14 protein-coding genes and 2 pseudogenes are annotated in these 11,949 nt (G+C 72.8%); 10 read left to right on the forward strand and 6 right to left on the reverse strand.

Annotated features, from left to right (window positions below; translation table 11 throughout):
- Positions 1 to 75: 75 nt before the first annotated feature.
- The gene (locus ACQ86J_RS10740; protein ID WP_431271102.1) at positions 76 to 1,038 is read left to right on the forward strand and encodes a tripartite tricarboxylate transporter substrate binding protein; all 963 of its coding nucleotides are present in this window, start codon (positions 76 to 78) and stop codon (positions 1,036 to 1,038) included.
- 166 nt (positions 1,039 to 1,204) lie between these two features.
- A complete protein-coding gene (locus tag ACQ86J_RS10745; RefSeq protein WP_431271103.1) occupies positions 1,205 to 2,161 on the forward strand; it encodes a Bug family tripartite tricarboxylate transporter substrate binding protein in 957 nt (318 codons plus the stop codon).
- Positions 2,162 to 2,245: 84 nt separating this feature from the next.
- Here the strand turns inward: ACQ86J_RS10745 and ACQ86J_RS10750 are convergent, their stop codons facing one another.
- On the reverse strand, positions 2,246 to 2,824 hold the full coding sequence (locus tag ACQ86J_RS10750; RefSeq protein ID WP_431272366.1) for a YqaA family protein: 579 nt from the start codon (positions 2,822 to 2,824) through the stop codon (positions 2,246 to 2,248).
- A 204-nt stretch (positions 2,825 to 3,028) separates the two neighbouring features.
- Here ACQ86J_RS10750 and ACQ86J_RS10755 point away from each other — a divergent pair, with 204 nt between their 5' ends.
- Positions 3,029 to 4,222, forward strand: a complete 1,194-nt coding sequence (locus ACQ86J_RS10755; protein WP_431271104.1) for an MFS transporter — start codon at positions 3,029 to 3,031, stop codon at positions 4,220 to 4,222.
- A gap of 121 nt (positions 4,223 to 4,343) precedes the next feature.
- A complete protein-coding gene (locus ACQ86J_RS10760; RefSeq protein WP_431271105.1) occupies positions 4,344 to 4,805 on the forward strand; it encodes a hypothetical protein in 462 nt (153 codons plus the stop codon).
- A gap of 335 nt (positions 4,806 to 5,140) precedes the next feature.
- On the opposite strand, the gene ACQ86J_RS10765 is transcribed toward ACQ86J_RS10760, so the two are convergent.
- Entirely contained in the window at positions 5,141 to 5,356 is a 216-nt protein-coding gene (locus ACQ86J_RS10765) for a hypothetical protein (protein ID WP_431271106.1), read from the reverse strand.
- Positions 5,357 to 5,379: 23 nt separating this feature from the next.
- Here ACQ86J_RS10765 and ACQ86J_RS10770 point away from each other — a divergent pair, with 23 nt between their 5' ends.
- A complete protein-coding gene (locus tag ACQ86J_RS10770; protein WP_431271107.1) occupies positions 5,380 to 5,619 on the forward strand; it encodes a hypothetical protein in 240 nt (79 codons plus the stop codon).
- 9 nt (positions 5,620 to 5,628) lie between these two features.
- Here the strand turns inward: ACQ86J_RS10770 and ACQ86J_RS10775 are convergent.
- Positions 5,629 to 6,701, reverse strand: a pseudogene (locus ACQ86J_RS10775) (LLM class flavin-dependent oxidoreductase).
- 67 nt (positions 6,702 to 6,768) lie between these two features.
- Here ACQ86J_RS10775 and ACQ86J_RS10780 point away from each other — a divergent pair.
- From ACQ86J_RS10780 to ACQ86J_RS10800, 5 genes are all read left to right on the forward strand, one after another.
- Complete coding sequence (locus ACQ86J_RS10780) at positions 6,769 to 7,275, forward strand: hypothetical protein (RefSeq protein WP_431271108.1); 507 nt, start codon at positions 6,769 to 6,771, stop codon at positions 7,273 to 7,275.
- Entirely contained in the window at positions 7,185 to 7,562 is a 378-nt protein-coding gene (locus ACQ86J_RS10785) for an SHOCT domain-containing protein (protein ID WP_431271109.1), read from the forward strand. The genes ACQ86J_RS10780 and ACQ86J_RS10785 overlap by 91 nt, the downstream gene beginning before the upstream one ends.
- A 128-nt stretch (positions 7,563 to 7,690) precedes the next feature.
- Positions 7,691 to 8,077, forward strand: a complete 387-nt coding sequence (locus ACQ86J_RS10790) for a hypothetical protein (protein WP_431271110.1) — start codon at positions 7,691 to 7,693, stop codon at positions 8,075 to 8,077.
- A complete protein-coding gene (locus ACQ86J_RS10795; protein WP_431271111.1) occupies positions 7,974 to 8,852 on the forward strand; it encodes a hypothetical protein in 879 nt (292 codons plus the stop codon). Before ACQ86J_RS10790 ends, ACQ86J_RS10795 begins: the two co-directional genes overlap by 104 nt.
- Entirely contained in the window at positions 8,822 to 9,820 is a 999-nt protein-coding gene (locus ACQ86J_RS10800; RefSeq protein WP_431272367.1) for an HWE histidine kinase domain-containing protein, read from the forward strand. Before ACQ86J_RS10795 ends, ACQ86J_RS10800 begins: the two co-directional genes overlap by 31 nt.
- Here ACQ86J_RS10800 and ACQ86J_RS10805 read toward each other — a convergent pair.
- The 3 genes and pseudogenes from ACQ86J_RS10805 to ACQ86J_RS10815 form a co-directional block, all read right to left on the reverse strand.
- A complete protein-coding gene (locus ACQ86J_RS10805) occupies positions 9,778 to 9,948 on the reverse strand; it encodes a hypothetical protein (protein ID WP_431271112.1) in 171 nt (56 codons plus the stop codon). The genes ACQ86J_RS10800 and ACQ86J_RS10805 overlap by 43 nt on opposite strands.
- 19 nt (positions 9,949 to 9,967) lie before the next feature.
- A pseudogene (locus tag ACQ86J_RS10810) lies at positions 9,968 to 10,747 on the reverse strand (Bug family tripartite tricarboxylate transporter substrate binding protein); the annotation flags it as partial.
- 5 nt (positions 10,748 to 10,752) lie between these two features.
- Positions 10,753 to 11,850, reverse strand: a complete 1,098-nt coding sequence (locus ACQ86J_RS10815) for an LLM class flavin-dependent oxidoreductase (RefSeq protein WP_431271113.1) — start codon at positions 11,848 to 11,850, stop codon at positions 10,753 to 10,755.
- Between the last annotated feature and the right edge of the window lie 99 nt (positions 11,851 to 11,949).

The raw sequence follows: 11,949 nt of genomic DNA on the forward strand, positions 1-11,949 counted from the left end.
ATATTGCCGGGCGGGGCGGGACGTGGTTGATCCCGCCCGAGGCGCGCCCCGATGCGCCGACGGGAGGATCCATCCATGCGCCGCCAACTCCTCACCCTGGGAGCCCTCGGGGCCGCCGCCCTGCTGACACAACCGGCGCGGGCCCAGGCGCCCTATCCCGACCGCCCGATCACCATGATCATCGCCTATGCCGCGGGCGGCGGGACCGACACCGCGGCGCGGACCCTGGCGCGGGTGATGGAGAAGGATCTCGGCCAGTCCATCGTGGTGGTGAACCGCCCCGGCGCCGGCGGCGAGATCGGCTGGTCGGAGCTCGCCCGCGCCAAGCCGGACGGCTACACCATCGGCTTCACCAATACCCCGGGCATCGTCACCGTGCCGATCGAGCGGCAGGCCCGCTTCAAGCTCGACGACTTCGCGCCGATCGCCAACATCGTCGACGACCCCGGCGGCATCTGGGTGCTGGCCGACAGCCCCTACCAGAGCCTGGCGCAGCTGGTCGAGGCGGCGAAGAAGGCTCCGGGAACGCTGGGCTATGGGACCACCGGCATCGGCTCCGACGACCACCTGGCCATGCTGGCGCTGGAGCGGCTGACCGGCGCCAGCTTCCTGCATGTCCCCTTCGCCGGATCGTCGCAGGTGCGGACCGCGCTGCTGTCGAAGAACCTGCCGATCGCCGTGGTCAACATGGGCGAGGGGCTGGTCGACTGGAAGCAGGGCGTGCTGCGGCCGCTCGCCCAGCTCGGCCCGCAGCGCTGGGAGGCGGCGGCGTCGGTCCCGACCGCGAAGGAGCTGGGCTTCGACGTGGTCGAGGGCTCGATGCGCGGGGTCGCCGCCCCGGCCGGGGTGCCGCGGCCGATCCTCGACCGGCTGGCCCAGGCGGTGCAGCGGGCGGTGGAGGACCCGGGATTCCAGAAGACGGCGCAGCAGCAGAACCTGCCGCTGCGCGTCCTCGGTCCCGATGCCTACCGGGCGGAGCTGCTGGCGCTGAAGGCGCAGTACGAGAAGCTCTGGGCGGCACATCCCTGGAAGGAGTGAGCGCCGCGCCCTGGCGTCATCGGCGCGGCAGGACGCGCCCGGGCGCACCTGCCGTGCCGCGATCCGCGCCGTTGCCATAAGCGGTAGTTGCCAGCCTGGCCCTCGGCATGGTCCGATCCCGCGCAAGCCGAGCGCGGGAAGACGCGCCGAACGGGAAGATTCCACCATGCAGCGACGCACCCTGCTGGGCGGGCTGGCAGCCATGCCGCTCGCCTGCCCCGCCCTGGCCCAGAGCTTTCCCGACCGGCCGCTGACCATGGTGCTGGCCTTCCCGGCCGGCGGCGGCACCGATGTCGCGGCCCGGCCGCTGGCGCGCATCATGGAGAAGTACCTCGGCCAGCCGATCGCCATCGTGAACCGCCCCGGCGCCAGCGGCGAGATCGGCTTCACCGAGCTCGCCCGGGCCAAGCCCGACGGCTACACGATCGGCTTCATCAACACGCCGACCATCGTCACCATCCCGATCGAGCGGCCGCAGGCCCGCTTCCGGCTGGACGACTTCGCCCCGGTGCTGAACGTGGTGGACGACCCCGGCGCCATCTGGGTGCTGCCGGACAGCCCGATCCGCACCGTCGCGGACCTGGTGGCGGAAGCGAAGCGCCGGCCCGGCCAGGTCAGCTACGGCACCTCCGGCATCGGCTCCGACGACCACCTGGCGGTGCTGGCGCTGGAGCGGGTGTCCGGCACCAAGTTCCTGCACGTCCCCTTCGCCGGCGGCGCCCCGGTGCGGACCGCGACGATCTCGAAGCAGATCGACCTGGCGGTGACCAATATGGGGGAGGCGATCGGCGACTACCGGCAGGGGCTGTTCCGGCCGATCGGCCAGATGGGGACCTCGCGCTGGCCGGTGATGCCGGACGTCCCAACCTTCCGGGAGCAGGGCTTCGATGTCATCGAGGGCTCGATGCGCGGCCTGGCGGCGCCGGCCGGGCTGCCACGGCCGGTGCTGGACCGGATCGTGGACGCCGCCCGGAAGGCGGCGATGGACCCGGAATGGCAGGCGGTGGCGACCCAGCTGGCGCTGCCGCTCCGGCTGCTGGGCCCGGACGAGTACCGGGCCGAGTTGGTGGCGATGCAAGGCCATTACGAGAAGCTCTGGGCGGCGCATCCCTGGCGGGAGTGAGCGCGGGCTCCGTCGCGCGGCGGGTGCCAGACTCCCAGAAATAGAGGAGGGTCCAGGGAGGATACTTCCTCCCTGGCCTTGCCTTTACAGGTAGCGCAGCGCCACGAAGCCCACGACGATCCCGGCCGCCGCCCCGGTCGTCACCAGGGTCAGCCGCCGCTCGATGAAGTCGCGGATCGGCGGGCCGAAGCGGCGCAGCAGGAAGGCCAGCAGGAAGAAGCGCGCCCCGCGGGTCACGATGCTGGCGGCCAGGAAGACCGGGAAGCTGAACATCGCCGCGCCCGAGGCGATGGTGACGATCTTGTAGGGGATCGGGGTCAGGCCTTTGATCAGGATGACCAGGGCGCCCCATTTCTCGTACCAGCCCTGGAAGCGCAGCAGCGCGTCGGCATGGCCGTAGGCGCGCAGCACCGGCTCGGCCAGCGCCTCGAACAGGAAGTAGCCGATGGCGTAGCCGAGGATGCCGCCCAGCACCGAGGCGATGGTGCAGATCAGCGCATAGCGATAGGCCCGGTCCGGCCGGGCGATGCACATGGGAATGAGCATCGCGTCCGGCGGGATCGGGAAGAAGCTGCTCTCGGCGAAGCTGACGCCGGCCAGCCAGGCCGGCGCGCGCCGATGCGCCGACAAGGCCAGCACGCGGTCATAAAGGGCACGGAGCATCATCGGGTCCCTGAGTCCGCGGCCGGCTTCGCATGGTCGGGGCCGCGGCGCAACTCACGGCCGATTGCCTTGCGGCAGTGTCATGACACCCGGCCTTCGCCATGCACGCGGGGCGGGTTGTGGAGCCATGCCGCGCAATGGGATCATGCCACCTCGCAGCGGCGGGATTGCAGGATGTCGGGGATGGATGGGCGGAGGCCCGCATTGGCGGTCGGGATCCTGATCGGCTGCGGGGTGGCCTGCGCGGCCCTGGCGATGGGCCTGCGGCAGACCTTCGGCCTGTTCCTGGCGCCGATGACCACGGCGCATGCTTGGTCGGCCTCCGGCTTCGCCTTCGCCATCGCGCTGCAGGTGCTGATCAACGGCTTCACCCAGCCGGTCTGGGGCCAGATCGCCGACCGCTACGGCGCCCGCCGGGTCATCATGGCAGGCGCCCTGCTGCAGCTGGCCGGCGTTACCGGCATGGCGCTGTCGAACAGCCTTGGGGCCTTCACCTTCTTCGCCGGCATCGTCATGGGCTTCGCCGTCTCGGCCGCCGGCATGCCGGTGATCATGGCCAGCCTGACCCGGCTGCTGCCGGAGGCACAGCGCGGCCGGGCGACCGGGCTCGGCACCGCCGGCTCCTCCTTCGGGCAGTTCCTGGTGGTGCCGCTGGTGCAGTTCGGCATCACGGGCTTCGGCTGGCACACCGCGCTGCTGCTGGTCGCCGGCGCCTCCCTGCTGATGATCCCGCTGGCCTTCCCGCTGAACGACCGGCCGGCCGCGCCGGCGGCCGGCGCCGCGGCGCAGCAGACGGCGGGGGAGGCGCTGCGGCTGGCGCTGCGCACGCCCACCTTCTGGTATCTCTGCTGCGGCTTCTTCGTTTGCGGCCTGCATGTCTCCTTCCTGGCGATCCACATGCCGGGCTTCGTGGCATCGTGCCACCTGCCGGCGGTGGTGGGCGCGGGGGCGATCAGCCTGATCGGGCTGTTCAACATCGCCGGCTCGCTCGGGGCGGGGGAGCTGTCCTCCCGCTGGAAGCGGCGGGAGCTGCTGGTGGCGATCTTCGCCCTGCGCGGCGTGGTGATGACGATCTTCTTCTTCTCCGAGAAGACCACGGCGACGGTGCTGATCTTCGCCGCCGCGATGGGGATCCTCTGGCTCTCCACCGTGCCGCCGACGGTGGGGCTCTGCGCCCGCAACTTCGGCACCCGTTGGCTGGCGACGATCTTCGGCCTGATCTTCCTGGCGCACCAGGTCGGCGGCTTCACCGGCGCCTGGCTGGGCGGCGTGGTCTTCGACCGGACCGGCAGCTACGACCTGATGTGGATCATCAGCATCCTGGCCGCCGCCTTTGCCGCGATAGTCCATATCCCGGTCAAGGACGGGCCACCGAAGCCGGTGCCGGTGGCCGCCTGAGCGGCGGTTTTGGGCCACGGCGGGTTCGGGGCTAGAACATGGCCAGCCCGCGATCGCCCTGGGTGGAAACGCCCGGGGCGCGAATCGCTGGCGCTGGAATGCCTGGACCGGAGGATGTCGGATGCGGCGTTGGGCCCTGCTGCTGGCCTTGGGACTGCCCCTGATGGGCAGCATGGACGCGGATGCGCAGACCCGGCAGGGCCCGCCGCATGAATGGACCTTCGGGTCCTGGACCGGCGGGATCTTCCCGGCGGGCGAGACCGAGGGCGGCGCCTGCCTGGGCAGCCCGACGGTGATCTTCACCCGCGACATCGTCATGCGCGTGTCGGTGGTGGACACCGCCTATCGCGAGCGGACGATCGAGACGGTGGCGCAGACGCCGAACGGGCTGGAATTCCGCTTCACCGCGGCGCCGCCGGTGCTCGGCCCGATGGGGCCGCGGGCGGCGCCAGATGCCGGCTTCGGGTGCCCCGGCGGGCCGAACGTGCTGCGGGTGGAGCGCAAGGGGCCGGACGAGCTGGCCTTCCCCGGCTGCTCGGAATTTCCGTCGACGCTGAAGCGCTGCACCACGGCGGGCAAGTAAGGTCGGGGAGGGAAACCGGTGTTCCCTCCCGGAGCGCCACCCTTCCCCTTTCCGAGTTGAGACCCGACCCACAGAAATGGATGAAGGGTTGGGCGCACTGCGTCCAACGGGAGGATACCGTCTTCCCGACCTTCCCGTTCTTCCTCAAGGCCGAACCATGCGCATCGCCCTGATCCACGCCCTGCGGCACTCCCCCCGCCGATCGAGGCCGCCTTCGCCCGTGCCTGGCCCGAGGCCAGGCTGATGAACCTGCTGGACGACAGCCTCTCTGCCGACCTGGCGCGCAGTGGCCGGCTGGACCAGGCGATGACCGAGCGGTTCCTGACGCTCTCGCGCTACGCCGCGGGCACCGGCGCGAACGGCATCCTCTTCACCTGCTCCGCCTTCGGCCCCTGCATCGAGGCGGTGGCGGCCGAGCGGACGCCGATGCCCGTGCTCAAGCCGAACGAGGCGATGATCGAGGAGGCGGTGGCGGCCGCCCGCGCCGCCGCCGGAGGACGCCGGCCGCGGATCGGCCTGGTGGCGAGCTTCGCCCCAACCCTCGACAGCATGCCGCCGGAATTTCCCCAGCGATGTGGAGCTGGTGCCCTGCGTGGCGGAAGGCTCGCTCGCCGCGCTCGATGCCGGCAAGGGCGCCGAGCACGATCGGCTGGCCGGCGAGGCGACGCGGCGGCTGGCCGATTGCGACGTGGTGGCGCTGGCGCAATCCAGCCTGGCCCGCGCGGCCGAGGCCGTGGCGGCGGCGACGGGACGGCCGGTCTTCACCACGCCGGACAGCGCGGTGCGGAAGCTGCGGCGGCTGCTGGGCGCCTGACGGCGCAGGCTACGCCGCCCGCGCCATCTCCCCGTGCACGCCGGCCAGGATCTCGTAGGACCGCTTGCGCGCCGCATGGTCGTGGATCTGCGACGCCACCATCAGCGCATCGGCGCCCGTCCGCGCGACGAAGTCGGCGATGCCCTTCCGCACCGTCTCCGGCCCGCCGACCACGGCGCAGGCCAGGGCGTTGTCGAGCATCATCCGCCCGCGCGGGTCGATCTGCGCGTCGAAGCCCTCGACCGGCCGCGGCAGCTTGCCGGCCCGGCCGCGCCGCAGGTTGAGGAAGGCCTGCTGCTGCGACGAATAGAGGTATCGCGCCTCGGCATCCGTATCCGCCGCGACCACCGGGATGCCGAGCATCACATAGGGCTTGTCGAGCCGGGCCGAGGGGCGGAAGCCCTCGCGGTACAGGGCGATTGCCTCCATCATCATCTGCGGCGCGAAGTGGGAGGCGAAGGCATAGGGCAGCCCGAGCATCGCCGCGAGCTGCGCGCCATAGGTCGAGGAGCCGAGGATCCAGACCGGGACCTGCTGCCCCTCCCCGGAATCGCGCGCAGCGACTGGCCGGGCTGTTCCGGCTCGAAGTAGCGCATCAGCTCGATCACGTCGCGCGGGAAGTCGTCCACGTCGCCGGCCAGGTTCCGCCGCATCGCCTGCGCCGCCACCTGGTCGGTGCCCGGCGCGCGGCCGAGGCCGAGCTCGACCCGGCCGGGATGCAGCGCGGCCAGCGTCCCGAACTGCTCGGCGATGATCAGCGGCGCGTGGTTCGGCAGCATGATGCCGCCGGCGCCGATGGTGATCCGCTTGGTCGCCGCGGCGACATGCGCCAGCGCCACCGCGGTCGCGGCACTCGCGATGCCCGGCATGTTGTGGTGCTCGGCCATCCAGTAGCGGCCATAGCCCAGCCCCTCGGCATGCCGCGCCAGGTCGGCGGAGTTGCGCAGCGCCTGGCCGGCATCGCTGCCATCCGGCACGGGGAAAGGTCGAGGATCGAGAGCGCTGTCATGGCGGGGATATTGGCACGGCCGGCGCCCGGGCCAACCCACCGCCTGCCATCGCGCCGGACGCGTCGCCGCCATGTCCTGCCGCGACTCGCACCAAGCGGCATTCCATGATCATAGCGCCCCTCGATCCCGGAGCAGTGCCATGCAGGAGCTCACCCCGGCCGCGCAGCAGCGCGTCGCCGACATCGCCGCGCGCAACGGCGTCAGCGAGGACGCCGTGCTGACGCTGCTGCAGGCGGTCTCCAACGGCGGCGGCCGCATGGCGCAGTTCAGCCATCCCGAGCTCGGCGGCATGGGCCAGTGGTCGCAGGGCGGCATGACCATGGTCGGCGACATGTTCGACACCGGGCTGAAGGTCCGGGTCGACAGCCTGTGCACCGCGCTGGCAGCCCTGCTGCGGGAGATGAACCCCTTCGTGCCGCCGCCGCCCATGCAGTCGGGCGGCTGGAGCCAGGGCCACGGCGGCAATTGGTGGCCGGACGGGCTCGGCAGCCCGGCCTCCTCCGGCGCGCAGAACGCCATGCGCTACGCCTATTTCCCGGCCCACGCCGGCTGGCGGTGCAGCAGGACGGCCAGGTCCGGGTCTACGACACCGCGCATCACGGCATCTTCGGCGTCTCCCAGCAGCAGGGCGGCGGCCAGTCGCTGAGCTTCGCCTCCGACCACGGCACGGTGCGGGCGGAGGAGCTGCGGCAGGTGGACGGCCCGCCCCTGCCCGACCAGCAGGCCCCGTACCGGCCGCCGCCCCCGGCCTGGCAGCCCGAGCCGGCGAGCCCCTGGCATCCCGCCCCCGCGCCGGTCCGGCCGCCATTCCCCGGCGGCACCGAGAGCGACGTGCTGGCGACGATCGAGAAGCTGGCCGACCTGCGCGCCCGCGGCATCCTCACCGACGAGGAATTCTCGGCCAAGAAGGCGGAGCTGCTCGGCCGCCTCTGACACGGCGGCTGATGCGCAACCGCAGGGTCAGCCTCGGCACACAAGCCCTTGATCGGGAACCGTTCCGCAAGCCTTGACGCGACCGGCCGGGCGACGGCCCAATCCCCCGATGCCGCGGGGAATTGAGGATGACCGCGCTCGGACCGGTGCGGCCCGGCGCCTCGTTGGCCATGGGCCAGGCCGCGGCCCGTCCGGCCGGGCGCAGCCTGGCGCTGCTGCTGATCGGCATCGTCGCGCTGCCGCTCCTGCTCATCGCCGGCACGGCCTGGCACAGCTGGACCCTTGCCTGGCGCGATGCCGAATCCGAGCTGCTGCGCGCTTCCGAGGTCGCGGCAGAGTATCTCCGCCGGGTGCTGGACGGCGACGACCTCCGCATCCAGCGCGCCAACGACGTCATCGCCGGCCTGACCGATGCCGAGATCACCGCGCAGGAGCGCGCGGCTGCACGCCGCCTTCCAGCGCATTGCGGGGCAGGAGGCGGACGAGGGCGAGCCGCTCACCCTCTTCGCCTATGACCGCGACGCGCGGATGCTGGTCGGCTCCACCCTGCACCCGGTGCCGCGCGACCAGGATTTCGCCGACCGCGACTACACCCAGACCCTGCGCGACCCGCAGGCGCCGGAGCCGCAAATCGGCGGCGTCCTTGTCGGCCGCCTGAATGGCCGCGCCTTCTTCACCCTCAGCCGCCGGCGCGAATCCGCCAACCCGCCGAGGCACGGTGGTTATGACGGCGTGGTGGTGGCCTCGGTCTATGTCGAGGGCGCCAACCGCACGTTGCAGCGCCTGCTGCGGGAGCCGGAGGACGTGCTCTCCCTGGTGCGGGCGGATGGCGAGGTTCTGGCCCGCTCCGCCGGCCTCGGCCCGAACGGACCGCCGCTGCGGGTGGCGCCCGGCAGCATGCCCCTTGCCATCATGACGCGCGGCGAGGAGCGGAGCATCATCTACGGCCGTTCCTCGCTCGACGGGGTGGCGCGCCTGGCGGTCTACCGGCGGGTCGAGGGCTGGCCTGTCTCATGCCGCCGCGGCCCGGCCCGAATCCGCGGTGCGCGCCACCTGGTGGAACGCCATCGCCGGGGAGCTGGCGGTGGGGCTGCCGGGCTGGGCCCTGCTGGTCGGTCTGGCCGGCGCGGTCTCGGCGCCGGCAGCGGGCGCTGGGGGACGCGAATGCGACGCTCGAGCGCCGGGTCGCCGCCCGCACCCAAGAGCTGGCCGAGAGCGAGGCGCAGCTCCGCCTCGCGCAGGAGGCGGCGGGGGTCGGCATCTGGGACTGGACCGCCGAGACCGGGCTGAACCGCTGGTCGCCCGAGCAATATGCGATCTTCGGGCTGGACCCGGACCGCGAGCCGAGGATCACCGTCGACCGCTTCCTGGAGCTCGTGCATCCGGACGACCGTCCCCTGGCCGAGGCGGCGGCGCAGGAGGCGCTGCGGACCGGCGCCTACGAATCCGAGTTCCGCATCCTGCGGCCGCGGCCGGATGGCGGGAAGCCGGAGCTGCGCTGGCTGCTCGGCCGCGGCCGGCGGGTGCCGGGACGGCGCGGCGAGAGCGTGCGGCTGCTCGGGGTCAATGTGGACATCACCGACCGCCACCTGGCCGAGGAGCGCCGCGCCCTGGTGGCGCAGGAGGTGGCGCACCGCGCCAAGAACGCGCTGACGCTGGTCGGCGCCGCGGTGCGGATGACCCGGGCGACCGACACGGCGGAGTTCATCCGGCTGGTGGAGGGCCGCGTCGCCGCCCTCGCCCGGGCGCAGACCCTGCTGGCCGAGGCCGGTGGGCGCGGCGCCGACCTGCGCGCGCTGGCGCTGGGGGAGGTCGAATCGGTCCTGGCGGCGGAGCGGGGCGGGCCACGGATCGACTTGGCCGGCCCCGACCTGATGCTGGCGGATGAGGCGGTGCAGCCGCTCTCGATGGCGCTGCACGAGCTTGCGACGAATGCGGTGAAGTACGGCGCCCTGTCGCAGCCCGAGGGGCGGATTTCGCTGTCCTGGGGCCTCGACGAGGAGGCCGGGCTGCTGCGGCTGCGCTGGGCGGAGCATGGCGGCCCGCCGCCACCGGTCGCCCCCGAACGCGAAGGCTTCGGCTCCAAGGTGCTGGAGGCGACGCTGGCCGGCCAGCTCGGCGGCACGCTGCGGCGCGACTGGCCGGCGACCGGGCTGGTGCTGGAAGCGCTGCCGCCGCTGGCCGGGGTGGCGGCGAAGCCACTGAGCCGCCGGCGCTACTCCGCCCGGATATTCGCCTCCGCCACCAGCTGGGCGTAGCGGGTCACCTCGGCGGCGACGAAGCGGCGGGACTCCGCCGGGTCGGCGCCGATCAGGTCGAAGCCGAGCTCGCCGGCCTTCTCCCCGCAGACCCGGATCGGCCAGCGCCTGGCGGATGGCGGCGGCAATGCCGTTGGCCAGCGGCTCCGGCACGCCGGAGGGCGCCTGGATCGCGGTCCAGCTGGTGATGCGCAGGGCCGGCAGCCCGGCCTCGGCGGTGGTCGGGACATCCGGCAGCAGCCGGTGCCGCGTGCCGTCGGTCACCGCCAGCGCCCGCAGCCGCCCGGCCTGCACCTGGGTGATGCATTCCGGCAGGTTGGAGACCAGCATGTGCAGGTTGCCGGCGACCAGGTCCGTCACCCCCGGCGCGCCGCCGCGATAAGGGACATGCACCAGCGAGGCCCCGGCCCCGGTGGCGCGGCGGAACATCTCGAGCGCCAGGTGCGGCGGCGAGCCGGTGCCGGAGGAGCCGGCATTCAGCCGCGCCCCGTCCCGCACCGCGGCGACCAGATCCGCCAGGCTGCGCCAGGGCGAGGCCGGGTTCACCACCACCACCAGCGGCAGGGAGCCCAGCAGGGTCAGCGTCTTCAGGTCGCGCAGGAAGTCGTAGGGCGCCTGCGGGAACAGGGACGCATTGACCGCATGGGTCAGGGTGATCGCCAGCAGGGTGTGGCCGTCCGGCGCCGCCTTGGCCACCGCATCGGCGCCGATCTGCGCATTGGCGCCGGGGCGGTTCTCCACCACCACCGGCTTGCCCCAGTCCTGCTGCAGCCGCTGCGCCACCAGCCGGCTGATGATGTCGGTCTGCCCGGCCGGGGTGAAGGGGACGATCAGGCGCACCGTGCGCTCGGGGAAGTCCTGGGCGCGCGCGGGGCGGCCCAGCAGGACGAGCGGCGCGGCGAGCGCGGCACGGCGGGACAGGCGCATCGGCGCTACTCCGCCGCGGCGGGCAGGAGGCCGCGGGCGGCAACCGCCGCGCGCACCGCCGGCAGCAGGTCGCGGCCGTATTCCGCCACGTCCTCCAGCGGGTCGAAGCCGCGGATCAGGAAGGTGTCGATGCCGAGCGCGGCATAGTCGGCCAGGCTGTCCGCCACCTGCTCGGCGGTGCCGACCAGGGCGGTGGTGTTCGACCCCGCGCCGACCGCCGCCGCCACTTCCGTCCAGAGCCGCTTATCGCGGACCTTGCCGCCGGCCGCCGCCTCCAGCAGGCGCTGCGAGCCGACGCTTTCCGGCTTCGGCCCGCCCTGGCCGGTGGCGCGCAGCTTGCGGATGCGGGCGATGATGCGGTCGGCGCGGGCCCAGGCGGCCTCCTCGGTCCCGGCCAGCACCGGGCGGAAGGACAGGCTGAAGCGGATGGCGGCCGGGTCGCGCCCGGCCTTCGCTACGCTGGCGCGGACGCGCGCGATGGTCTCCCGCGCCTGGTCCAGCGTCTCGCCCCAGAAGGCGTAGGTATCAGCCTGCCGGCCGGAGATCTCGATCGCGACGTCGGAGGAGCCGCCGAAGAAGACCGGGATATGCGGCTGCTGCAGCGGCTTCACCTCGGCGAAGCCCTGCTCGAACCGGTAGTACCTGCCCTGGTGGTCGAAGGGCTTCGGCTCGGTCCAGAGCCGCTTCAGCAGGGCGATGTATTCCTCCGAACGCGCATAGCGCTCGTCATGCGGCAGGAAGTCGCCGTCGCGCTTCTGCTCGGTCGGGCTGCCGCCGCTGATAACGTGGATCGCCGCCCGCCCACCCGAGAGCTGGTCGAAGGTGGCGAACTGCCGGGCCGCCAGAGTCGGCGCGATGAAGCCCGGGCGGTGCGCCACCATGAAGCCGATCCGGCTGGTGGCGGCGGCGGCCTGCGAGGCGACCAGCAGCGCATCCGGGGAGGTACTGCCCCAGGCGACCAGGATGCGGTCGAAGCCGGCCTCCTCATGCGCCCGGGCGAAGGCGCCGATATAGGCGGGATCGATCACCGGGCCGCTGGGCGGGTGGATCTCCGACTGCCGGCGGTGGGAGATCATGCCGATGAATTGGAGCGGGTGGGGCACTGCCGGGTTCCTCCGTCTTGAAGGCCGGGGAGAAAGTATTCTCCCCGGACCCCCTCATCTATTTCTGGGAGTCTGGCATCCGCCGCGCGGCGGCACCCG

It is taken from the genome of Dankookia sp. P2 (assembly GCF_050632255.1).
In the GTDB taxonomy this organism is placed as follows: domain Bacteria; phylum Pseudomonadota; class Alphaproteobacteria; order Acetobacterales; family Acetobacteraceae; genus Paracraurococcus.